Below are 20,748 nucleotides of genomic sequence, written 5' to 3'. Positions count from 1 at the left end.
TTCCGTGCGTGGCGACAGCCGTGGCTGTCCACCATTTAATCTAATCGATTTAAGCCCGCCAGCGTCATGGTGTCACATGCGCTGGAAAACCAGGGTGGAGGCTTTGCCTCGCCATATCCACTTAGCAGAGCGCCGACCGGTGGCAAAGGCTCGGCAGTCTGGCAATGCGTGATGCCAACATTACCCCATACTTATGATCCTCTTGTGATCACGTACCTCTGTAGCTACAATAGGGCTACGACGATCGAGGTGAACATCATGCCGAGCGATACGGTGGTCCGGGCCAGGATCGATGCGGATACCAAGGAGCGGGCAAGCGCGGCGTTGGAGGCGATGGGCCTTTCCGTGTCCGATGCCATCCGGCTCCTGATGTTGCGGATTGCCGACGAGCAGCGCTTGCCGTTCGACGTTCGCGTCCCTACCATCGAAACCGAGAAAGCGATGAAGCAGTTGGTTCGGGGCAAGGGAAAGCGTTCCGACAGCGCCGATGCGCTGTTCGACGATCTGGGTATTTAGCGGATCAATCGGAATTCCGCCGTGCCTCGCCTTCCAGTTCAATCCACGAAATTCAAGAAGGACATCAGGCGGCTTGAGAAGCGCGGCAAGGACATGGCCAAGCTGCGCAGGGTGCTCTTGCTTTTGATTGAGCAGCACCCACTGCCGGCCGAACACGGCGATCATCCGCTGCTAGGCGAATGGCATGGGTTGCGTGACCTGCATATCGAACCGGACTGGCTCTTGCTCTAACGAATAGAGGGCAATGAACTGCAGCTTGCGCGGACAGGCAGTCATTCGGACCTGTTCAGGGAATAGACGGCTTCGCCGCACCGGGAGGCCATCTGGGAACAAAAAGAAATGGGCCATCATCTTTCGCGAACGATCGCCGAAGGCCGTGCATTCATGCAACTGGTCGGCGGGCGTGCGGTAGACTCGCTGTCGGGCGAGCGGATTGACGTGGTCTGCCCATCGGACGGCAAGGTTTTCGCGTCGATTCCGGCCGCGGGCGAAGGCGATGTCGACCTGGCCGTGCGGGCCGCGCGGCGGGCGTTCGACGACGGTCCGTGGGCGCGCATGCCGGCGGTTGAGCGCGGCAGGCTTTTGACAAAACTCGGCCTGCTCGTGGAGAAGAACGCCACCGAACTGGCCGCGCTGGAATCGCGCGACACCGGAAAGCCGGTGCGGCAGGGCAGGGCGGACGTCACCGCCACCATGCGCTACTACGAATTCTACGGCGGCGCGGCCGACAAGATCCATGGCGATACGATTCCCTTCCTCGACGGCTACACGGCGCTGACGCTGCGCGAGCCGCATGGCGTCGTGGCCGGCATCATCCCGTGGAACTACCCGCTGCAGATTCTTGCCCGTGTTGCGGGCGCGGCCTTGGCGATGGGCAACACACTGGTGGCCAAGCCGGCGGAGGACGCCTCCCTGACCACGATCCGCATTGCCGAACTGGCGCTGGAGGCGGGTTTTCCGGAAGGGGTGTTCAACGTCGTGACCGGCTACGGCCGCGACGCTGGCGCGGCGCTCTCCGCCCACCCGCTGGTCGACTATGTCACCTTCACCGGCTCGCCGGCGACGGGCGCCGCGATCCAGAAGGCGGCGGCCGGGAACAATCGCGGCGTCACCATGGAACTCGGCGGAAAATCGCCGCAGATCGTTTTCGCCGATGCCGACATCGGCGCGGCGCTGCCCGTGCTGGTCAACGCCATCATCCAGAATGGCGGCCAGACCTGCTCGGCCGGCAGCCGCGTGCTGGTCGAGCGGGCGGTTTATGACGAGGTCGCGGAGGGACTTGCCGTGCGCTTCTCGGAGCTGGTCGCCGGCCCGCACGATGCCGATCTCGACCTCGGTTCGCTGATCAATCCTCGCCAGAAGCAGACGGTGGCGGCGATGGTGTCGGACGCCGAGGATGCCGGCTGTGCGATCGTGGCGCGGGGCTCGATCCATGCCGACGCGCCGGAGGGAGGCTTCTATTACGCACCGGCGCTGATCGCGGCGAAAGATCCGATGTTGACCATCGCTCAGGAGGAAGTGTTCGGGCCGGTGCTGACCCTTCTGTCCTTCGACGGCGAAGCGGACGCGATCCGCATCGCCAACGGCACCGAATACGGCCTCGTCGCTGGTATCTGGACCTGCGACGGCGCGCGGCAGCACCGTGTCGCAAAGCGCGTGCGCGCCGGCCAGGTCTTCGTCAACGGCTACGGCGCCGGCGGGGGCATCGAACTGCCCTTCGGTGGTTTCAAGAGGTCGGGCCACGGCCGCGAGAAGGGATTTGATGCGCTGTACGACATGTCGGCCACCAAGACGGTGGTGTTCAATCATGGGTGAGGAGCGGTCCGCGTAGCGGACGAAAAGCCAATGATTTGGCTTTTCGAGCGACGAACGCCCGGAGCGATAGCGACGGGCCGGGATACGTACGATCGTCGAGGTATGTGGGATCACACCACCGACATGGGAAAAAGGGAGGAAGAATGAGACTGAAGGACAAAGTCGCGATTATCACCGGCGCGGCATCCGGCTTCGGCGAAGGCATGGCAAAGCGCTTCGCCGAGGAAGGCGCCAGGATTGTGGTCGCCGACCTCAACGCCAGGGGTGCCGAGCGCGTCGCCGGTGAGATCGGCCAGAACGCCATCGCCGTCACCACCGACGTGTCGCTGCGTTCGGAAGTCGACGAGATGGTCTATGCCGCAAAAAGCGCCTTCGGCCGCATCGACATCATGGTCAACAATGCCGGCTACACCCACAACAATGGCGACATGCTGAAGGTCGAGGAAGCGACCTTCGACCTGATCGCCGCGATCAACATGAAGGCGATCTATTTCTCGACGCTGGCCGTCGTGCCGATCATGGAGCGCCAGGGCGGCGGCGCGATCATCACCACCGCCTCGACCGCCGGCTTGCGTCCGCGCCCGGGGCTGACCTGGTACAACGCCTCGAAGGGCTGGGCGATCACCGCGACGAAATCCATGGCGGTGGAACTCGCGCCCAAGAAGATCCGCGTCAACTGCGTCTGCCCCGTGGCGGGCGAGACGGGAATGCTGGCGCAGTTCATGGGAGAGGACACGCCGGAGCGCCGCGCCCAGTTCAAGTCGGTCATCCCGCTCGGCCGCTTCTCCACGCCGCTCGACATCGCCAACGCCGCGCTGTGGCTGGCATCGGACGAAGCGGAATTCATCACCGGCGTGGCGCTGGAGGTCGACGGCGGCCGCTGCGTGTGACCGCTATTCGGCTCGGTCTCTGTCCTCCGACTTTCGTTGGAGAAGCGCCGCGCGATCGATCGCCGTCGGCTGGCCGTGCTCGTCGAAAGGCTGCTTGAAGTCGAACGCAAAGACGCTCGGCCCGTGGTCGTGCAGATACTCCAGCCGCGCCACGCCTTCCGCCCAGAGCGGCGTGCGGTCGGGCTCGACCCACCACAGCACATAAGGCGGCCATTGCGGCTCGACGAACCATTTTCGCGCATGCCGCAGCGTCTCGGCGTGAAAGCCCGCATAGGAGAACGCCATCAGCGAGCCGAGGTCGCGCCACAGCGACAGCGTCGACGGCGCCCATCCGTCGCCGTGGTCCACGTGGAAGCGCGGATAGACCTGCACGCCCCAGCTTGCCGGGCCGGGCTCGTCGGCATAGCCGGACCGGGCGACAAAACCGTCGCTCTGCTCGGCCGTTGTGAAATTGCGGTCGTTGCGGTCGTGAAAGCCCTGAATGCTCGGATGATCCGAGCGTTCTCGGAACATGCCGAAATTGTAGATGTCAAGAGACTTGCCGCGCATCGCGTCACCCGACTGGATTCTCGGAAAATGGGAGAGGGGTGGGTACTGTGCCGAACGGCCGGCCGGCGGATCGCCTAGCGGCCGTTGTTGCGCAGAAAACTTCGATACACGAAGCCGCGCTTGCCCTTGTAGACGATCTCGCACCACTGGTCGCAGGAGACCACCTGCACGTCGGCGCTGCCAGGCACGGTGCCAAGCACGCCGCCACGGCTGCTCGGCCGAGCCCGCATGGTGACGGCGCGGGCGGTCCGCCCCGCGCGTCCGGCGTTCGCGACCTTTTCCTCGGCAGCCGGCGTTTCGGCCGCCTGGTCGGATTTGTCGGCATCCTGCGCGGGTTGCGCGGCAGGGATGGCGGCGGTCGAGGCCTTGTCGGCGGTTCCGTCATCCTCGGCATAGGCGGTGACGACCGGTTTGCTGTCGCCTTCCGAGGCTTTCGCCCGGGCTGGCGCCGCCGCGGTTTTGGCAGTGCTCGTCCATCGCGGGTCGGTCTGGTCGAGCGGCTCGACATCGTCCGTCGTCGCTTCCTCCGGCGCGGGCGGGTCCGCCACGGTCATGACTGTGCTCGGCGCCGGCTTCTGTTCGGCTGCCGGTTTCAGATCGGCGATTGTATTGGCTGCGGGCGCGGCGTCGGGCTGCGAAGCCGGCGCGGCAACGGCGGAGGCGACCCGGGGCGCGGCCTGCACGGGGCTCACGATCTGGTCGGTCGTGTCGGAAGGCAAGGCCAGCCAGATTGCCGTTCCGGCAAGGCCGAGCATGACGGCGGAACCGATCCCGGCAACGATCAGATGCGATCGCTCGGCGATCCCATGCCAGACCGAAGGCCGCGCGTCGTAGCGCACTTCCAGCGGCATGCGCCGTGGCCTCGACTTGCCGGATCCGAACCAGCCCTTCAACGCAAACCTCTCCGCGCTTACCGATCTTCGTACGGTCTCGCGCTCTGGAAATTCACCTACGCCGAACGTGGTCCGGCATAACAGAGAACCCAGCCTGAATCACCTCCCGGAACAGGCTGGTCCTACCAGCTTGGACAAAGATTGTGGCATCTCTAGGCCCAAGTCCCACTTTTCCGGCACGAAATGCCGAAAACATGGCGCCTGAATAGCCCGTTTGGGCACCGGAACGCAACTGTGGCGCAATTTTGCGCGCATCAGGTGCTCAAACCGACCTTGGAGACGCGGTCTTGCGCGCCGCGATACAGCGCAAAAGGCGGGGTCAGATGCGGTCCCGCAGCGCGTACCAGTTGAGCGCCAGGAACAGCAGCGGCGCCCGGAACCGCCGGCCGCCGGGGAAGGCCGGGATGTTCAGCTCCTCGAACAGTTTCAGCCGGTCGCGGTTTCCGGCGACCGTCTCGGCATAAAGCTTGCCGACGAAATTCGACAGCATCACGCCGTGGCCGGAATAACCGCCGGCCGAAATGACGTTGGGCATCACCTCGCGCACATAGGGTTTGCGCGGCACGGTGATGCCGACATAGCCGCCCCAGCCATGGGTGATCTCGACGTCGCTCAGCGCCGGGTAGAGTTCGGTGATCTGCTTGCGGATGTGGATGTGGATATCCTTCGGATCCTGGACCGAATAGATCTCCCGCCCGCCGAACAGCAACTCGCCGGTCTTTGCCCGGCGGAAGTAGCGCACGACGAAACGCGAATCCGCGACCGATTCGCCGCCCGGCAGCACCGGACTGTCTTCGCCGAGCGGCACGGTTGCAGCGATGAACGAGCCGATCGGCATGATATGCGAGGCGGTCGATTTTTCCAGGTCGCCGGAATAGGCGTCGATCGCCAGCAGGCATTTCTGCGCCGTCACGGTGCCGCGTGCGGTCGAAACGATCACCTTGCCGCCATTGGTCGCGACGCTGTTGACCTTGCTGTTCTCGAACAGTTTTGCGCCGGCCTCCGCCGCGACCCGCGCCGTGCCGGCCACCAGTTTCAGCGGATGGATATGGCCGGTTCCGGTGTCGCGCACCCCGCCGAAATAATGCGTCGACCCCAGCCGCTCGGCGGTTTCGGCGGCGTCCATGTAGGTCATGTGCGGATAGTTGAAACGCGTCGTCATCGCTTCCGCGTGTTCGAGGAATTCCGGCAGTTCGCGCTTCTTGTGGGCGACGTTCATGTGGCCGGGACGGAAGTCGATGTCGATATCGTTGACCGAGGCGAACTCCAGCAGGTGCGCCTTGGCTTCCTCGGCGAGGTCGAACAGCACCTTGGCGCGCTCGAATCCATACTCGGCCTCAAGCTCCTCGGCACCCGCCCGCTGCCCGGTGCCGAGTTGCCCGCCATTGCGGCCGGACGCCCCGTCGCCGAAGCGGCAGGCTTCCAGAAGCACGACATTCGTACCCGTTTTGGCAAGATGCACGGCCGCCGACAGCCCGGTGAACCCGCCGCCGACGATGACCACGTCGCACGTCCGGTCGCCGTCGAGCGCCGGATATTCGGTCCGCCGGCCGGCCGTCGCCTCGTACCAGGAATAGCCGGGGGAAATGGGGGATTGGTAGGTCATTGCGGGGTCTTGCTTGAAGGGTGCATGGCTAATCGAATTTCTCTGGCCATTCGCGCGCGGCGTGAACAACGGCAAGAATTTCGACGCTGTCGAGTATCCGATAGACGACGATGTAGGATGTGCAAGCAACCACCAGTTCGCGCGTGCCCGCCACACGCCCCGTGCGACCGATGTTGGGATTTATCGACAGCATCTGTTCCGTGCGATCGATCAGGCTGTTGACGAACCGGTGGGCTGCTTTTGGACTTTCCTTGGCAATGTGATCCTGGACGTCGTCGAGATGGTTGAGTGCCGGAAGCGTCCAGACGACCAGCATCACGACGGGCGATATTTGTTTCGTATCCTCTGGACATCGGCGGGCGCAGCAAATTCCCCACGTTCGGCCGCAGCGATCCCCTCGGCCACCTTGTCCAGGAACTGCTCCTGCCAATCGAGCGAGTGACCGTGCTCCAAAGCGTCGGCGATCACTTCTGCCGCGGTCAGATTGGATCGAGCAGCGATCGTATCGACGCGAGCACGCAGTTCGGGTGCGATTTCGAGCTTGGATGCCATTAATAATCTATCGCATTATCTGTTCGGTTTGGGAATAACGTCACGGGCTCAGGCATTCTCACACATTCAGCAATAGATACTCCCGCTCCCACGGGCTGATCACTTCCATGAACGTCTCGAACTCGGCGCGCTTGATCGCCGCGTAGGTCGCGCCGAAGGCGGCGCCCAGCATCTCGCGCAGATCCTCGTCCGCCTCGAACAGGTCGACGGCTTCCAGCAGTCCGCGCGGCAGGTCGATCTCGTCCTCGTTGGCGGTGGTGAGGATCGGCGCGTCGGGCTCGATCTTCTTGGTCATGCCGATCAGCCCGCAGGCGAGCGATGCGGCGAGCGCCAGATAGGGATTGGCGTCGGACGACGGGATGCGGTTCTCGACGCGCCGCGCCGCCGGATCGGAGCGCGGCACGCGGAACGCCGTGGTGCGGTTGTCGTAGCCCCATTTCGTATTGACCGGCGCTGAGGCGGCCTGCGTCAGCCGGCGGTACGAGTTCACATAGGGCGCAAACATCACCAGCGCACTCGGCACGTGCTTCTGCATGCCGCCGATGAAATGGCGGAAGGCTTCGGTTTCGCTGCCGTCCTCGCCGGTGAAGATGTTCCTGCCGGTCTTCTTGTCGACGATCGACTGGTGGATGTGCATGGCCGACCCCGGCTGGCCCTGGATCGGCTTGGCCATGAAGGTGGCGTACATGTCGTGCTTCAGCGCCGCCTCGCGCAGCGTGCGCTTGAACAGGAATACCTGGTCGGCAAGCTCGATCGGATCGCCGTGGCGCAGGTTGATCTCCAACTGCCCCGCACCTTCCTCATGGATCAGCGTGTCGATCTCCAGCCCTTGCGCCTCGGAGAAATGGTAGATGTCGTCGATCAGCTCGTCATATTCGTTGACGCCGGCGATGGAATAGCCGGAGCCGCCGGCGATCGGCCGACCCGAGCGACCGACCGGCGGCTGAAGCGGGTAGTCCGGGTCCGGGTTCTTGCGCACGAGGTAGAACTCGATCTCCGGCGCCACCACCGCCTTCAGGCCCTTGGCGTTGTAGGCGGCGAGCACCTTGCGCAGCACGTTGCGCGGCGTGAACTCGACATAGCGGCCGTCCTGGTGGACGAGGTCGCAAATGACCTGGGCCGTCTGGTCTTCCTCCCACGGCACGCGGCAGAGCGTCGACAGGTCCGGCACCAGCTTCAGGTCGCCATCGTCCTCGGGATACTCGAAGCCGTTGCCGTCCTCCGGATAATCGCCGGAGATCGTCATCATGAACGGCGCCGAAGGCAGCGCCAGCGACGTGTTGGAGGTGAATTTGCTCGACGGCATCATCTTGCCGCGGGCGACGCCCGCCTGGTCGGGCGTGATGCACTCGATGTCCTCGATGCCGCGCCACTCAAGCCATTCGCTGACCTGTTTCCAGTTGTTCACGCCACGGAGGTTCTTCACGTAAGCGGGTATGCGAGCGCGACCCGCGCGACCGGAGGGGCGGGCTTCCTTTTTTTCAGGCGGCATCAATCACCAGAGGGTTGCGAAGACCGAAGTATAGCCGCGCGCAATTCATAAAGGAAAGGGGGCTTATCCCGGCACGCTCTTGAGCACGACGATGCCGGCGACGACCAGTGCAATTCCGGCGATGCGCGCCGGCGCAAGGGCCTCGCCGAAAAGGAGGATGCCGAGCATCACCGTCCCGGCCGCCCCGATGCCGGACCAGACGGCGTAGGCCGTGCCGACGGGCAGGACCGTCAGCGTCCTGCCGAGCAGATAGACGAAAGCCGCCAGAAGCAGCAGCGACACCGCGGTCCAGCCGGGCCTCGTATAGCCGTCGGCATATTTCATGGACACGGCCCAGGCGGCGTCGAGCACTCCGGCCGTGATCAACAGGAGCCATGCCGTGCCTTGGGTCATCGCAGCCTCATGCGGCCAGCTGCAGGAGGTGGGCGTCATGGTCGGCGAGGAATTTGCGGAGCCGCTCGGGATAGTCGCGATCCACCGCCTGGATGACGCTCGGCCGATCGGCGAGCGCGGCCCGCCAGCGGCCGACCTTCGGCAGGCCGCGGAAGAGCGTCGGCATTCCGATCGCCTCGAACACGTCGAAATAGCGGAAGATCGGCGCGAAGACGGCGTCGACGAGCGAGAAGTCATTGCCGCCGAAGAACGGACCGCCGCCAAATTCAGCCTCGACGCGCACGAATTTTTCGATCAAGGCCGCGCGTTTCGTCTCGTAGCCGCCAGCCTCCCTCGCGGTCTCCAGGCCCCAGAGGTCGGCCAGGATGGACGACCCGAATTCGATCCAGCCGCGGTGGCGCGCCCGCGTCAGCGGATCGGCGGGATGAAGACGCGCACCAGCCTGCGTCTCCTCCAGATATTCGCAGATCACCGCGCTTTCGAACAGCACGGAATCTGTGTTGTCGTCTTGCCGCTCGATCAGCAGGGGCACCTTGCCGAGCGGCGAGATCGCCAGGAACCAGTCGGGTTTGGCTGCGAGATCGACATGGACCCGGTCGAAGGCAACGCCTTTTTCGGCGAGCGCGATGGCGGCGCGCTGGACATAGGGGCAGAGGTGATGGCTGACTAGCGTCAGCGCAGGCTTACGTTCGGGGACTTCATCTGTGCTCGCAAGCGGATTTTCTCGGGTCATGATCATATCCTATTTAGATGCATGTAAATGCATCTAAATAGGATGGGTTGCGAGCTCTGTCAATATAGATGTAAATGCATCTATGGTGCATCGCTCGTTTTCCTCCCGCGAACCGCCGCTTCTGACCGAAGCGGTGGAACTCGGCTGGGTGCGGCTGATGCGCAGCCAGCGCAGGGTCTTCGAATCGATCGAGCGCGACCTCGACGCGGCCGGCTGTCCGCCGCTTGCCTGGTACGACGTCCTGCTGGAACTTGACCGCGCGGAAGAGGGGCGGCTGCGCCCGATGGAGATCGAGAAGCGGACGCTGTTCGCGCAGCCCAACCTGTCGCGGATGATCGGCCGGCTGGAGCGGGAAGGACTGGTGCGGCGCGAGGCGTTCAGCGACGACGGCCGCGGCCAGTGGGTTGTAATCACCGAAAAGGGCCGCAGCCAGCGCGCCGCCATGTGGGAAGTCTATGGCGCGGCGATCCAGCGGCATCTCGGCGCGAAGCTGAGCGAGGACCAGGCGGCGCAGCTTGCCGACCTGCTTGGAAAACTCGTCTGATACCGGCGGCCGCGAGTTCTGGTGGCCGCTGGAAAGGCTGGCGACTTATGCGCCCAAACGCGGTGCGCGCACAAAGGATTTTGTCGAGTTGAGACTCGACCGCAAGAAGGTCAGGCGCGGCCCCAGCCGACCAGCCTGTCGACGACCGGCTGCAGCAATTCCGGCAGGATCGGTTTCGACACGACGGCGTCGACGATGCCGGCATGGGCGGCATCGACTTCGGTGAAATTACCGGTCGACAGCAGGATCACCGCCGGGATCTGCCGGCCGACGCTCTGCCGGATCTCGCCGAGCGGCGACATCAGGGCTTCGCAATCGCCATTGGCGGCGCCGCCGTCGAGGATGACCAGCGCCGGCAAGGTGCCGCGCAGCGCCGCCCAGGCCCTTTCAGGCAACTCGGTCACCGAATGCAGGCCGGACCGCTCGACGATCCTGGAAACCACCACCGCGTTGATTCGCGACCGGCCGACGACCAGCACCAACAGCGGATCGACGGAGACGCCATCCGTCTCGAATACTTGGTGTCTCAGAGTTTCCGGCCCGGTCTCGGATCCGGGGCTCCCAATAGCCATGCACAAAACCAGATATTTTTGACTTTCCCCGCCTATACTTCCGGCGAGACAAAATCAAACCCCGACGAAGACTAGCTTAGAACGTCCGGTCCGGTTCCGCCAGTCTAATCGTCGCATGCGCCGCTGTGGCGCAGCAGGGCAAGAGCCGCGCCCGGAAGCCCGCGCGCGGCCCGCAATCCTCGCTTCATCGGCCGGCTTGCGTCACCACCACCGGGATCAGCAGGTCGCCCCAGTTGCCGTCGCCGCCGTGATGGCGGGCCGAGCGCACCAGTTCGACCGACACGCCGGCCTCCACTGCCTTCATCACCGACTGGTTGAGCCTGTGCAGGTCGTTGGCGAGCATGCGGATCGCAGTCTGCTGCGATGCCGACATCGTGGTCGACTGCTCCTCCGCCCGCTCCTTGACTCTGGTCTTCGGGGTCTTGGTCGGGTTTTCGGGTGTATCCAGCATTTTCTTTCTCCTCGCTGTAGGTTGGTGCTGGGGACATTTTACTTTTTTCCGCCCGCGTGAACCTTCAGGCGTCACGGTCTTTCCGCGGAAAGAAAGTAAACTGTCCCCGGAAGTATCACTCCGCCGCCGGCCGGAACTGCGCGTGCTCGGTCGATTCATGCATGGCGGTGGTCGACGACCGTCCGCCGGTAATCGCCATCGACACCGCGTCGAAATAGCCGGTGCCGACCTCGCGCTGGTGCTTCGTGGCGGTATAGCCGTTGGCCTCGGAAGCGAACTCCGCCTCCTGCAGTTCCGAATAGGCCGCCATCTGGCGGTCCTTGTAGCCGCGCGCCAGTTCGAACATGCCGTAGTTGAGCTGGTGGAAGCCGGCCAGCGTGATGAACTGGAACTTGTAGCCCATCGCGCCAAGCTCCCGCTGGAACTTTGCGATCGTCGCGTCGTCGAGGTTCTTCTTCCAGTTGAACGACGGCGAGCAATTGTAGGCGAGCAGTTTTTCCGGATGATGCCGGCGTACGCCTTCCGCGAATTTCCGCGCCTGCGCCAGGTCCGGCTTCGAGGTCTCGCACCAGATGAGGTCGCAGGACGGCGCATAGGCGACGGCGCGTGCGATACACGGCTCGATGCCGTTCTTCACTTGGTAAAAACCTTCGACGGTGCGTCCCGCGTCATAATCGACGAAGGGCTGGTCGCGTTCGTCGATGTCGGAGGTCAGCAGCTTCGCCGCCTCGGCGTCGGTGCGGGCGATGACCAGCGTCGGCGTACCCATCACGTCGGCGGCGAGCCGCGCGGCGTTGAGGTTCCGGATATGCGCCGCCGTCGGGATCAGCACTTTTCCGCCGAGATGGCCGCACTTCTTCTCCGACGCCAGTTGGTCCTCGTAGTGAACGCCGGCAGCGCCCGCCTCGATGAAGGCCTTCATGATCTCGAAGGCGTTGAGCGGCCCGCCGAAGCCGGCCTCCGCGTCGGCGACGATCGGCGCGAACCAGGTGTCGACCGACAGGCCGTTGCCTTCCGACGTCTCGATCTGGTCGGCGCGCTGCAGGGTCCGGTTGATGCGCCGGCAAAGCTCGGGTGCGGCGTTGGCCGGATAGAGCGACTGGTCCGGATACATCGACGACGCCGTGTTGGAATCCGCCGCCACCTGCCAGCCCGAGAGGTAGATCGCCTTCAGCCCGGCGCGCACCTGCTGCATGGCCTGGTTGCCGGTCATGGCGCCAAGCGCGTTGACGAAATCCTCCTCGTGGATGAGCTTCCACAGCCGGTTCGCGCCATTCTCCGCCAGCGAATGGCGGATGGCGACGGAGCCGCGCAGCCGCTTCACGTCTTCCGCCGAATAGGGCCGCTCGATGCCGTCGTAGCGGCCTTCCGGCGCGGAAGGAACGAGGTTGTAAAAATCGGTCATTGTCTGCTCCGTCTTGCGATGCGTGCGCTGGCCGACGGCTGAAAACACCGTCACTTGCCTGTCATCGGATTTACATTGCAGTGCAGAAATGACGAGGGAAATCGCCAAAATGATCGCTGAAAAAGGGAAAACCGGTGTTGAGCTTGACAGGGGAGTGATGTAAATTTGTCAAGATTGTAAAAGCGGATGATGTTTTTCGAATGCCGTTTGGTTTGTCAAAGGGTGTAAAAGGAAGGGGCGGGTCGGCGCTCTACGTTGCCCCCCTCTGTGCTGCCGGACATCTCCCCCGCAAGGGGGGAGATTGGCTGGCCGCAACGTCGAAGCTGCCAATCTCCCCCCTTGCGGGGGAGATGTCCGGCAGGACAGAGGGGGGCGCTGTCCCGCCAGCCTGTCCGCGTTCCAATCGGCCAGGTGTCTCCCATGGCTGAGCAGAAAATCTTCGCCGGCCCGCGCATCCGCCGCATCCGCAACGCCAAGGGTCTGACCCAGACCGCGATGGCGGAAGGGCTCGGCATCTCGCCCTCCTATCTCAACCTGATCGAACGCAACCAGCGGCCGCTGACGGTGCAACTCATCCTGAAACTCGCCACCGTCTACAAGGTCGATCCGGAGGAATTGCAGGGCGAGGCGCGCGGCTCCATCGCCGGGCTGCGCGAGGTGTTCGCCGACCCGCTGCTCGCCGCCGAACTGCCGGGCGAGCAGGAGTTGGTCGAGATGGCGGAGGCCGCGCCCAACATGTCGGCCGGCGTGATAAAACTCTACCGCGCGTACCGCGAGCAGGCGGCGCGGCTGTCCGACCTCAACGACCTCATGGCCCATGAGGGCAGGGCGGGAGCGATTTCCGCCGCGCGCATGCCGCTCGACGCGGTGCGCGACGCGCTGGAGCGGCGGCCGAACCATTTTGCTACGCTGGAAGGCGAGGCCGAGGCCTTTTCGGCCCTGCTCGATCCGGGCGAGGATCTCAGGGCCGCACTGAAAGCCTGGCTGAAGCGCGAACATGGCATCGTCGTGCGCGTGCTGCCGGCGGCGGTCATGCCCAACTGGCGCCGCCGCTACGACCGCCACTCGCAGCGCCTGTTCATCTCGGAGCGCTTGTCGCCCTTCGACCAGCTTTACGAGATTGCCGTCGAAGCCTGCCTGCTGCGCATGTCGGTGGCGGTCGCCGCCGAGATCCAGGCGCTGAAACTGTCGTCCGACGAGGCGCGGCGGCTGGCGCGGTTCGAGCTTGGCCGCTACGCCGCCCACGCGCTGATGATGCCCTACGCGGCTTTCCACACCGCCGCCGTCCGCGCCCGCTACGATATCGAAGTCCTGCGCTCGCGCTTCGGCGTGTCCTTCGAACAGGCGGCGCACCGGCTGACCACCTTGCAGCGTCCGAACGCCTCCGGTGTGCCGTTCTTCATGATGGAGGTCGACCACGCCGGCAACCGGTTCCGCAGGGCAGGGGGCCAGGGTTTTCCGCACGGCCGCTTCGGCGGCGGCTGTCCAAAACTGCCGGTCCATGCGGCCTTCGCCCAGCCCGGGCAGATCCTGGTCGAGGCGGTGGAGATGCCGGACGGGGCCGAGTTCCTGACCGTCGCCCGCACGCTGGAAGGACCGCAGGGCGGCTTCGGCGAGCGGCCGCGCCGCACCGCGATGCTGCTTGGCTGCGACATCGCCTTTCGCGACGAGATCGTCTACGCCGCCGCACTGCCCGCCAGTCCGCCCGCCTCCGGCGCGGCACCGGGCAAGCCCGGCCGGATTGGCGCCACGCCCATCGGCCCCGCCTGCCGGCTCTGCGAGCGCTCGGGCTGCCTGTCGCGTGCCGAACCGCCGATCACCCGCCCGCTCGGCCTGGACGAGATGGTGACGGGGCTAAGCGCTTTCGATTACCGGTGAGCGATGTTTGACAAGGTATCCCCTGCTTTCGTTGCGTAAATATCGATTGTATTGACTCCTGTATGTTGAAGTTCGAAAAATACTGCCGAATGCGGGGACGACGGCAGTGATAATGAAAAAGAGTGCATATTTCGCGTCAATATTGAGCGCGATTTCTATTTTTCCCGCGTTTGCGGAGAAGTCGTCCGAATTCTTTCCGACCTATGCTCAGTATGGCGATGAGGGAAAAGCCCTTCTCGACAAGATCGAGCCAAGGACCGGCCAAGTCGACCTGCCGGACGGCGTTCATCTCGATTTGAAGGGGAAATTCTATTTCCTCGACAAGGAAGATGCCGGCATCGTTCTTACCGAAGCCTGGGGAAATCCGCCGAGTTCGCTCGTCGGCACGCTCGGCATGCTCTTTCCCATCAAATACGATCCCCTGGCGAGCGACGGCTGGGGCGTGCTGCTCAGCGCGGACAAGATCGGCTATGTCGACGACAAGGACGCGGCATCGATCAACTACAACGACATGCTCCTGACCATGCGGGAGGACACTCTGGCCGCCAATGAGGCGAGGACCAAGGACGGGTTCGACCCGATAACCCTGATCGGCTGGGCCGCGCCTCCCGTCTACGACGCCGAGAACAAGCGGTTGCACTGGGCGAAGGAGCTGCAGTTCGGCACCGCCGAAAAACACACGCTGAACTACGATGTCCGCTTCCTCGGCCGCGAGGGGGTGCTGATAATGAGCTACATCGCCGCGATCGACCAGTTGCCGGAGATACAGGCCAGCCTGCCCGACGTGCTCACCACCGCCAGCTTCGCACCCGGCAAGCGTTATTCCGATTTCATCCCCGGCGCCGACACGGTCGCGGCGGTTGGCGTCGGCGGCCTCATCGCCGGCAAGGTGGCGGCCAAGGCGGGGCTGTTGGCCGTCGCCCTCATCGCGCTGAAGAAATTCGGCATCCTGCTGATCGTGCCGCTTGCCTGGCTGTGGCGCGTCATCCGCGGGAAATCCTCCACGTCCTGAGCCCGCTCGGCCGCCGCCTGCCAGCCTGCTCCCGCCCCACGTCCATGCCAAAAGCCGCCTGCCGACAGATTGCGCTGCCCATCGTCCGGCGAATGCGGTAGCATCCGCCGCCCGTCCGGACTGGACGGTTTTGAGCCGGGGGTTGTCATCATCATCACCGACCATATCCGCCTGGCGCATCTTATCGGTCAGGCTTGAGCCATGTCCTCCGCGGATACGACAGGCTCGTCCCGCCCCGTGCGATGGGGCCTCGCCGCAAAACTGTTCACGACGCTGTTGCTGCTCGGCGCGACGGCGGTGCTGGTGACCGGCGTGCTCGGCTACTTCCGCGCCAAGGACGCGCTTGAAAAAGCGGTGTTCGACCAGCTCACCGCCGCGCGCCAGGCCAAGACGCATCAGGTTGAAACCTATTTCCGCACGATCCAGGCAGAACTGCGCCTGCTTGCCAGTTCCAAGATGGTGGTCGACGCGACACGCGAGTTCAAGATCGCGGTTGACCAGCACGACCGCAATGGCGCGCCACCCGCACTGCGCCAGAAGGTCGGCGACTGGTACGCCGCGAACTTCATCCCGGAGATGACGGCCGTCCTCGGCCGCGAACCGCCCGTGTCGGACTACCTGCCGGTCGGCGGCGCCCCTTATTATCTGCAGTACCACTACATCGTGAAGAACCCGAACCCGGGTGAGCGGCGCAAGCTCCTGGACGACGCCGGCGACGGGAGCGACTACACGAAACTGCACGCCGTCTATCATCCCCTCATGCGGGCGGCGGCCACGACGGTCGGCTTTTTCGACTTCATGATCGCCGATCCGAAGTCGGGCCGCCTGATCTACACGGTCCAGAAGGAGGTGGATTTCGCCACCTCCCTCCAGTTCGGTCCGTACCGCCGCTCCAACGTCGCCGCCGCCGTGGCGCGCTGCGCCGAGACGGCCGACCGTTCCGCCATCTGCATCGAGGATTTTGCGCCATACGCACCGTCGGGGGGCGCGCCGATCGCCTTCATGGGAGCGCCGATCATCGAGAACGGGGCCGTCACCGGCGTGCTGATCGCGCAATTGTCGAACGAAGAGATCGACAATGTGGTCACCAGCGGCCGCCGCTGGCGGCAGGACGGTTTCGGCGAGACGGGCGAGGCCTATCTCGTCGGGCCTGACCATCTGGTGCGCTCGGCCCCGCGCGCCTTCTACGAGAATCCCGAGGGCTACTTCGCCGAACTCAAATCCGTCGGCACCTCGCAGGATGAGATCGACGCCATTCGGCGTTACGGAACGCCGGTGCTGCATCAGCGCATCGATACGAAGGCGACACTTGCAGCGCTCGCGGGCGTCGAGGGCACTGGCGAGACCGTCGGATATCGTGGCGTCCCGACGCTCGCGTCCTGGGGGCCGCTGGCGATTGACGGGGTAAAATGGGCGCTCGTCGCCAAAATCGACAGCGCCGAGGCTTTCGCCCCGATCGTCCAGCTCCGCCGCGATCTCCTGCTGGTCGGCGGGCTGGCGCTGCTGATCGTGGCGGCCGTCGCCGCGTGGCTGTCGAGCGCCCTGCTCGGCCCGCTGCGCGAGCTAACCGCCGGGGTGAAACGTTTTGCCGCCGGCGACTATGCAGCCACCGTGCCGGTGCGCACGCATGACGAGATCGGCCAGCTCTGCGAGGCCTTCAACGGCATGGTCGGCGAATTGAGCGAGCAGAACGTCGTGATCCAGAACAAGAACCGCGAGAACGAGCAACTGCTGCTCAACGTCCTGCCGGCGCCGATCGCCAACCGGCTGCGCGGCGGCGAGGCGAGGATCGCCGACGGTTTCGCCGAGGTCACCGTGGCGTTCGCCGACATCGTCGGCTTCACCCAGTTGTCGTCCGACATGCCGCCGCAGGATGTCGTGAACCTGCTGAACGGCCTGTTCACGCGCTTCGACGTCGCCGCCCAGGATCTCGGCATCGAGAAGATCAAGACGGTGGGCGATGCCTATATGGCGGTGTGCGGCCTGCCCGAGCCGGTGGCCGACCATGCCGAGCGCATGGTGCGCATGGCGATCCGCATGGTCCACATCACCCGCGAGCACGCCATGGAAAACGGTGTCTCGATGCGGCTGCGGGTCGGCGTCAACAGCGGGCCGGTGGTGGCCGGGGTGATCGGCAAGAGCAAGTACATCTACGATTTGTGGGGCGACACGGTGAACCTCGCGAGCCGCATGGAATCCGGCGGCATCCCGGACTCCGTCCAGGTGACGCGCCCGGTCTACGACAAGCTCAAGGACCATTTCGTCTTCGAGTATCGAGGCGAGATCGAGGTCAAGGGCAAGGGCAAGGTGGAGGCCTGGCTGCTGCGCTTGTGAAAAACCGAGGGTATCGCAAGCGGACGCCACGCCGGGGCTATGCGGCGTCCCTGCGGTCGGGTCTGCGAGCGCGCGGGACATGCTTGCCGCGCGCAGTCGGTCGTCGACCGCGCGGCCTGACAGGCACGGTGCATTCGACGATCGCTGATTTTTATCTTGCCAGACGATGAGAAGTCCGAGTTGGTTGTAGCCGGCCCCCCTGCCAGTGCCGCGAACAATATTGGGCCGCCGACGGCGTCGCCGCTGATGTCATAGAACAGTTGACGGGCCGATCGACGCCTTTGCGGTAGACCTTGGTCCATGTTGCCGGAAGGACGATTTTTCCGTCTTATTCGCCTCGTGGTGAGGAGGAAGCCATGACGAAGAAAGCAGCCAGGTCGGATATCCGGCCGCACTCTCCTGCTGAATATGATTTCTGGTATTTCGATGCCGATGCGGCGAGGAAAATTCCCGTGCCAGCCGAAGTGCCTCTGCTGGCTCTTCCGGGCGGGCGGGTCGGGGCGATGCATGCTGAAGGAGACCGGCGCCGGCTTTAGCTGCGAGCAGCGGGGGCGGAGGTTCTCCATGCCGATTTCCTTTGGAGCCCGCCCCGGATTGCCCTAACCGGATGCCCGGCCTGGATCACGCCAGCGGGATCGTGATCGGCTAGGCGCGGACCGTGCCGGCATTGACCGGCTGCACTCTTGCGACGGGCTTTCCCGCCGATGACGGATACCTCGACACCAGGCCCTGCGGCGGCGATGGCGACATCCGACCGCGACGAGAGGCTTGGCGCGCTGCTGGTCTTCCTCTCTGCCTTCGCCTGGAGCACCGGCGGCACCATCGCGCGGTTCCTCGAGGCCGACGATAGCTGGACCGTGGTGTTCTGGCGTTCGGTCTTCGCCGCCCTTTTCCTCATCGTCTTCCTGGTGTTCCGCGACGGCGCGCGGGGCGCCGCGGTCCAGTTCCGCGCGATGGGCATGCCGGGCATCCTGGTCGGCCTGTGCTTCGCCTCCGCCTCGACCTGCTTCGTGCTGGCGATTGCCCACACGACGATCGCCAACGTCATGCTGATCAACGCCGGCGTGCCGTTGTTCGCGGCGCTGCTGGGGTGGCTGCTGTTTCGCGACACCGTGTCGCGAACCACCTGGGCTGCCATCGCCGCCGTGCTCGCCGGCGTGGCGATCATGGTTTCCGGCTCGTTCGACGGCCGCATCTCGCCGGTCGGCGACATGCTGGCGATGACGATCGCCGTCTCCTTCGCGCTTGCCACTGTCATCACGCGGCATTTCTCCGGCGTTAGGATGACATCAGCCGTCTGCTTCGGCACGCTGGTCGCAGCGGCGGTCGCCTTCCCGATGTCCGGTTCGCTGGCCGTGTCGTGGGCGGATTTCGGCCTGCTCTTTGCCTTCGGCGCGCTCAATCTCGGCCTCGGCATGGCCCTGTTCGCCAGCGGCGCCCGGCTGGTGCCTGCGTCGATGGCGGCCCTGCTTGGCACGTTCGAGACCATAGCGGGCCCGGTCTGGGTCTGGCTGGTGCATGGCGAGGTTCCGTCGTCGCGCACCTTGCTCGGCGGCGCGGTGGTCTTCGCCGCTCTGCTGCTCCATATCGGCATGCAGTTTCGCCGGTCGTCGAAGCCCGTGCGGCCCGGCGTCACCGGAATTCCAGCCCCCCATTGACAGGTTTGCGGGCGAGGGCGCACCTTGCCTTCATCGGCAACCAACAAGCAGGCGTATCTTGCCAGGTACCGCAGCGGGCCACGCAGAGGGCCGTGCAGGTTTCACGACAGAGAGCCGGTCGCATCCGCTGCGACGGCAGGGCGCACATCAACGGCGGCGACGGACGCGGCCGCCCTTTCACACCTTGCTCCAGCGTTGTTTCATGCAGCCGTCCCGCGGCTGCGGTCTGCCGGTTTCTCTATTCGAAATCGGTGCTTGTCGCACTGCGGCAATGCCAATAGTCTTTCAAGAAAAGCAGCGCCGGCCGATGCGATCGGCCGACCGCCGGGAACACTGGAAAAGGAGAGTAGCATGATCCGCAGGGCGCTGTTGACGTCCGTTGCCACAGCCCTTCTGGCGCTCGTCGCCGGGGGCGCCGGCGCACAGGAAAGGGTGGTGAACGTCTACAACTGGTCCGACTATATCGACCAGTCGATCATCGAGGACTTCACCAAGGAGACCGGCATCAAGGTCGTCTACGACGTCTTCGATTCCAACGAGATCCTCGAGACGAAACTGCTGGCAGGCGGCAGCGGTTATGACATCGTCGTTCCGACCAGCAACTTCCTGGTCCGGCAGATTGCCGCCGGCGTGTATCAGAAGCTCGACAAGTCGAAGCTGCCGAACCTCGTCAATGAATGGGACGTGGTGACCAGCCGCGTCCAGAAATACGATCCCGACAACGCCTATTCGGTCAACTGGATGTGGGGCACCGTCGGCATCGGCTACAATGTCGACAAGGTGAAGGCCGCCCTCGGCATCGACAAGGTCGACAGTTGGGACGTCGTCTTCAAGCCGGAAAACCTGGCCAAACTCAAGGATTGCGGCGTCTACGTGCTGGATTCGCCCAGCGACATCGTTCCGACCGCGCTGAACTATCTCGGCCTTGATCCGCAAAGCACCTCTGCGGAGGACTTCGCCAAGGTAGAGGAGACGCTGCTGGCGATCCGCCCCTCCATCCGCAAATTCCACTCGTCGGAATACATCAACGCGCTCGCCAATGGCGACATCTGTCTGGCTGTCGGATGGTCGGGCGACGTGTTCCAGGCGCGCGACCGTGCCGCCGAGGCCAACCAGGGCGTCGTCGTCGATTATGTCGTGCCGAAGGAAGGCGCCGAGATGTGGTTCGACCAGATGGCGATCCCGGCCGATGCGCCGCATGTCGCCGAAGCCCACGAATTCCTCAACTTCATCCTGAAGCCGGAGATCGCGGCGAAGGCGACGAACTACGTGTATTTCGCCAACGGCAACAAGGCCTCGCAGGAATTCATCGACAAGGAGATTCTGGACAATCCGGCGATCTATCCCGATGCCGCGACGCTGGAGAAGCTGTTCACCGTGTCGCCCTACGATTCGAAGAACCAGCGCGTCGTGACGCGGCTCTGGACGAAAGTCGTCACCGGTCAGTGAGACGAC

General features: G+C 64.4%; 22 protein-coding genes. 11 read left to right on the top strand and 11 right to left on the bottom strand.

Going from position 1 to position 20,748, the window contains the following annotated elements; all coding sequences use genetic code 11:
* Positions 1–258: 258 nt before the first annotated feature.
* From ACSBOB_RS26590 to ACSBOB_RS26575, 4 genes are all read left to right on the top strand, one after another.
* Positions 259–516 carry a type II toxin-antitoxin system RelB/DinJ family antitoxin gene (locus tag ACSBOB_RS26590; protein WP_442579055.1) on the top strand — a complete coding sequence of 86 codons (258 nt, stop codon included), beginning with the start codon at positions 259–261 and terminating at the stop codon, positions 514–516.
* A gap of 93 nt (positions 517–609) precedes the next feature.
* On the top strand, positions 610–747 hold the full coding sequence (locus ACSBOB_RS26585) for a type II toxin-antitoxin system mRNA interferase toxin, RelE/StbE family (RefSeq protein WP_442579054.1): 138 nt from the start codon (positions 610–612) through the stop codon (positions 745–747).
* Positions 748–855: 108 nt separating this feature from the next.
* On the top strand, positions 856–2,331 hold the full coding sequence (locus tag ACSBOB_RS26580) for an aldehyde dehydrogenase family protein (RefSeq protein WP_442579053.1): 1,476 nt from the start codon (positions 856–858) through the stop codon (positions 2,329–2,331).
* Positions 2,332–2,474: 143 nt separating this feature from the next.
* The gene (locus tag ACSBOB_RS26575; RefSeq protein WP_442579052.1) at positions 2,475–3,221 is read left to right on the top strand and encodes an SDR family oxidoreductase; all 747 of its coding nucleotides are present in this window, start codon (positions 2,475–2,477) and stop codon (positions 3,219–3,221) included.
* A 3-nt stretch (positions 3,222–3,224) separates the two neighbouring features.
* Here the strand turns inward: ACSBOB_RS26575 and ACSBOB_RS26570 are convergent, their stop codons facing one another.
* From ACSBOB_RS26570 to ACSBOB_RS26535, 8 genes are all read right to left on the bottom strand, one after another.
* Positions 3,225–3,770, bottom strand: a complete 546-nt coding sequence (locus ACSBOB_RS26570; protein WP_442579051.1) for a DUF3291 domain-containing protein — start codon at positions 3,768–3,770, stop codon at positions 3,225–3,227.
* Positions 3,771–3,844: 74 nt separating this feature from the next.
* The gene (locus ACSBOB_RS26565; protein ID WP_442579050.1) at positions 3,845–4,663 is read right to left on the bottom strand and encodes an SH3 domain-containing protein; all 819 of its coding nucleotides are present in this window, start codon (positions 4,661–4,663) and stop codon (positions 3,845–3,847) included.
* A gap of 319 nt (positions 4,664–4,982) precedes the next feature.
* Entirely contained in the window at positions 4,983–6,269 is a 1,287-nt protein-coding gene (locus ACSBOB_RS26560) for an NAD(P)/FAD-dependent oxidoreductase (RefSeq protein ID WP_442579049.1), read from the bottom strand.
* 28 nt (positions 6,270–6,297) lie between these two features.
* Positions 6,298–6,585, bottom strand: coding sequence for a type II toxin-antitoxin system RelE/ParE family toxin (locus ACSBOB_RS26555; RefSeq protein WP_442583836.1), 288 nt, complete (start codon positions 6,583–6,585; stop codon positions 6,298–6,300).
* Positions 6,585–6,821: a CopG family ribbon-helix-helix protein gene (locus ACSBOB_RS26550; protein WP_442579048.1), complete on the bottom strand. Its 237-nt coding sequence runs from the start codon at positions 6,819–6,821 to the stop codon at positions 6,585–6,587. The genes ACSBOB_RS26555 and ACSBOB_RS26550 overlap by 1 nt, the downstream gene beginning before the upstream one ends.
* A gap of 58 nt (positions 6,822–6,879) precedes the next feature.
* Positions 6,880–8,313 carry a glutamine synthetase family protein gene (locus ACSBOB_RS26545; RefSeq protein WP_442579047.1) on the bottom strand — a complete coding sequence of 478 codons (1,434 nt, stop codon included), beginning with the start codon at positions 8,311–8,313 and terminating at the stop codon, positions 6,880–6,882.
* A 63-nt stretch (positions 8,314–8,376) separates the two neighbouring features.
* Positions 8,377–8,706 (bottom strand): DMT family transporter, encoded by a 330-nt coding sequence (locus tag ACSBOB_RS26540; protein ID WP_442579046.1) that lies wholly within the window; start codon positions 8,704–8,706, stop codon positions 8,377–8,379.
* A 7-nt stretch (positions 8,707–8,713) separates the two neighbouring features.
* Positions 8,714–9,439: a glutathione S-transferase family protein gene (locus ACSBOB_RS26535; protein WP_442579045.1), complete on the bottom strand. Its 726-nt coding sequence runs from the start codon at positions 9,437–9,439 to the stop codon at positions 8,714–8,716.
* An 82-nt stretch (positions 9,440–9,521) separates the two neighbouring features.
* Between ACSBOB_RS26535 and ACSBOB_RS26530 the strand changes: the two genes are divergently transcribed.
* Positions 9,522–9,983, top strand: coding sequence for a MarR family winged helix-turn-helix transcriptional regulator (locus tag ACSBOB_RS26530; RefSeq protein ID WP_442579044.1), 462 nt, complete (start codon positions 9,522–9,524; stop codon positions 9,981–9,983).
* A gap of 110 nt (positions 9,984–10,093) precedes the next feature.
* On the opposite strand, the gene ACSBOB_RS26525 is transcribed toward ACSBOB_RS26530, so the two are convergent.
* The 3 genes from ACSBOB_RS26525 to aceA all read right to left on the bottom strand — a co-directional run bounded on the left by ACSBOB_RS26525 (position 10,094) and on the right by aceA (position 12,411).
* Positions 10,094–10,555 carry a response regulator gene (locus tag ACSBOB_RS26525; protein ID WP_442579043.1) on the bottom strand — a complete coding sequence of 154 codons (462 nt, stop codon included), beginning with the start codon at positions 10,553–10,555 and terminating at the stop codon, positions 10,094–10,096.
* A 184-nt stretch (positions 10,556–10,739) separates the two neighbouring features.
* On the bottom strand, positions 10,740–11,006 hold the full coding sequence (locus ACSBOB_RS26520; protein WP_442579042.1) for an SMc00767 family acetate metabolism repressor: 267 nt from the start codon (positions 11,004–11,006) through the stop codon (positions 10,740–10,742).
* 115 nt (positions 11,007–11,121) lie between these two features.
* A complete protein-coding gene (gene aceA, locus ACSBOB_RS26515; protein ID WP_442579041.1) occupies positions 11,122–12,411 on the bottom strand; it encodes an isocitrate lyase in 1,290 nt (429 codons plus the stop codon).
* Between the two features lie 420 nt (positions 12,412–12,831).
* Here aceA and ACSBOB_RS26510 point away from each other — a divergent pair, with 420 nt between their 5' ends.
* The 6 genes from ACSBOB_RS26510 (at position 12,832) to ACSBOB_RS26485 (ending at position 20,742) form a co-directional block, all read left to right on the top strand.
* Entirely contained in the window at positions 12,832–14,289 is a 1,458-nt protein-coding gene (locus tag ACSBOB_RS26510; RefSeq protein ID WP_442579040.1) for a helix-turn-helix domain-containing protein, read from the top strand.
* Between the two features lie 112 nt (positions 14,290–14,401).
* A complete protein-coding gene (locus ACSBOB_RS26505; protein WP_442579039.1) occupies positions 14,402–15,301 on the top strand; it encodes a DUF2167 domain-containing protein in 900 nt (299 codons plus the stop codon).
* Between the two features lie 201 nt (positions 15,302–15,502).
* Positions 15,503–17,635: an adenylate/guanylate cyclase domain-containing protein gene (locus ACSBOB_RS26500; protein WP_442579038.1), complete on the top strand. Its 2,133-nt coding sequence runs from the start codon at positions 15,503–15,505 to the stop codon at positions 17,633–17,635.
* Between the two features lie 356 nt (positions 17,636–17,991).
* Positions 17,992–18,171 (top strand): hypothetical protein, encoded by a 180-nt coding sequence (locus ACSBOB_RS26495; protein WP_442579037.1) that lies wholly within the window; start codon positions 17,992–17,994, stop codon positions 18,169–18,171.
* A 168-nt stretch (positions 18,172–18,339) separates the two neighbouring features.
* The gene (locus ACSBOB_RS26490; RefSeq protein ID WP_442579036.1) at positions 18,340–19,293 is read left to right on the top strand and encodes a DMT family transporter; all 954 of its coding nucleotides are present in this window, start codon (positions 18,340–18,342) and stop codon (positions 19,291–19,293) included.
* A gap of 351 nt (positions 19,294–19,644) precedes the next feature.
* Entirely contained in the window at positions 19,645–20,742 is a 1,098-nt protein-coding gene (locus tag ACSBOB_RS26485) for a polyamine ABC transporter substrate-binding protein (protein WP_442579035.1), read from the top strand.
* Positions 20,743–20,748: the final 6 nt, after the last annotated feature.

Source organism: Mesorhizobium sp. KACC 23794, from assembly GCF_052180275.1.
In the GTDB taxonomy this organism is placed as follows: domain Bacteria; phylum Pseudomonadota; class Alphaproteobacteria; order Rhizobiales; family Rhizobiaceae; genus Kumtagia.
The sequence above is the reverse complement of the archived record's forward strand: the minus strand, read 5'-3'. Positions and strand labels throughout refer to the sequence as shown.

What these genes read in the sequence shown, in the direction of transcription:
- ACSBOB_RS26590 (WP_442579055.1), top strand. Translation starts at nt 259, where the DNA reads ATGCCGAGCGATACGGTGGTCCGGGCCAGGATCGATGCGGATACCAAG.
- ACSBOB_RS26585 (WP_442579054.1), top strand. Translation starts at nt 610, where the DNA reads ATGGCCAAGCTGCGCAGGGTGCTCTTGCTTTTGATTGAGCAGCACCCA.
- ACSBOB_RS26580 (WP_442579053.1), top strand. Translation starts at nt 856, where the DNA reads ATGGGCCATCATCTTTCGCGAACGATCGCCGAAGGCCGTGCATTCATG.
- ACSBOB_RS26575 (WP_442579052.1), top strand. Translation starts at nt 2,475, where the DNA reads ATGAGACTGAAGGACAAAGTCGCGATTATCACCGGCGCGGCATCCGGC.
- ACSBOB_RS26570 (WP_442579051.1), bottom strand. Translation starts at nt 3,770, where the DNA reads ATGCGCGGCAAGTCTCTTGACATCTACAATTTCGGCATGTTCCGAGAA.
- ACSBOB_RS26560 (WP_442579049.1), bottom strand. Translation starts at nt 6,269, where the DNA reads ATGACCTACCAATCCCCCATTTCCCCCGGCTATTCCTGGTACGAGGCG.
- ACSBOB_RS26555 (WP_442583836.1), bottom strand. Translation starts at nt 6,585, where the DNA reads ATGCTGGTCGTCTGGACGCTTCCGGCACTCAACCATCTCGACGACGTC.
- ACSBOB_RS26550 (WP_442579048.1), bottom strand. Translation starts at nt 6,821, where the DNA reads ATGGCATCCAAGCTCGAAATCGCACCCGAACTGCGTGCTCGCGTCGAT.
- ACSBOB_RS26545 (WP_442579047.1), bottom strand. Translation starts at nt 8,313, where the DNA reads ATGCCGCCTGAAAAAAAGGAAGCCCGCCCCTCCGGTCGCGCGGGTCGC.
- ACSBOB_RS26540 (WP_442579046.1), bottom strand. Translation starts at nt 8,706, where the DNA reads ATGACCCAAGGCACGGCATGGCTCCTGTTGATCACGGCCGGAGTGCTC.
- ACSBOB_RS26535 (WP_442579045.1), bottom strand. Translation starts at nt 9,439, where the DNA reads ATGACCCGAGAAAATCCGCTTGCGAGCACAGATGAAGTCCCCGAACGT.
- ACSBOB_RS26530 (WP_442579044.1), top strand. Translation starts at nt 9,522, where the DNA reads ATGGTGCATCGCTCGTTTTCCTCCCGCGAACCGCCGCTTCTGACCGAA.
- ACSBOB_RS26525 (WP_442579043.1), bottom strand. Translation starts at nt 10,555, where the DNA reads ATGGCTATTGGGAGCCCCGGATCCGAGACCGGGCCGGAAACTCTGAGA.
- ACSBOB_RS26520 (WP_442579042.1), bottom strand. Translation starts at nt 11,006, where the DNA reads ATGCTGGATACACCCGAAAACCCGACCAAGACCCCGAAGACCAGAGTC.
- aceA (WP_442579041.1), bottom strand. Translation starts at nt 12,411, where the DNA reads ATGACCGATTTTTACAACCTCGTTCCTTCCGCGCCGGAAGGCCGCTAC.
- ACSBOB_RS26510 (WP_442579040.1), top strand. Translation starts at nt 12,832, where the DNA reads ATGGCTGAGCAGAAAATCTTCGCCGGCCCGCGCATCCGCCGCATCCGC.
- ACSBOB_RS26505 (WP_442579039.1), top strand. Translation starts at nt 14,402, where the DNA reads ATGAAAAAGAGTGCATATTTCGCGTCAATATTGAGCGCGATTTCTATT.
- ACSBOB_RS26500 (WP_442579038.1), top strand. Translation starts at nt 15,503, where the DNA reads ATGTCCTCCGCGGATACGACAGGCTCGTCCCGCCCCGTGCGATGGGGC.
- ACSBOB_RS26495 (WP_442579037.1), top strand. Translation starts at nt 17,992, where the DNA reads ATGACGAAGAAAGCAGCCAGGTCGGATATCCGGCCGCACTCTCCTGCT.
- ACSBOB_RS26490 (WP_442579036.1), top strand. Translation starts at nt 18,340, where the DNA reads ATGACGGATACCTCGACACCAGGCCCTGCGGCGGCGATGGCGACATCC.
- ACSBOB_RS26485 (WP_442579035.1), top strand. Translation starts at nt 19,645, where the DNA reads ATGATCCGCAGGGCGCTGTTGACGTCCGTTGCCACAGCCCTTCTGGCG.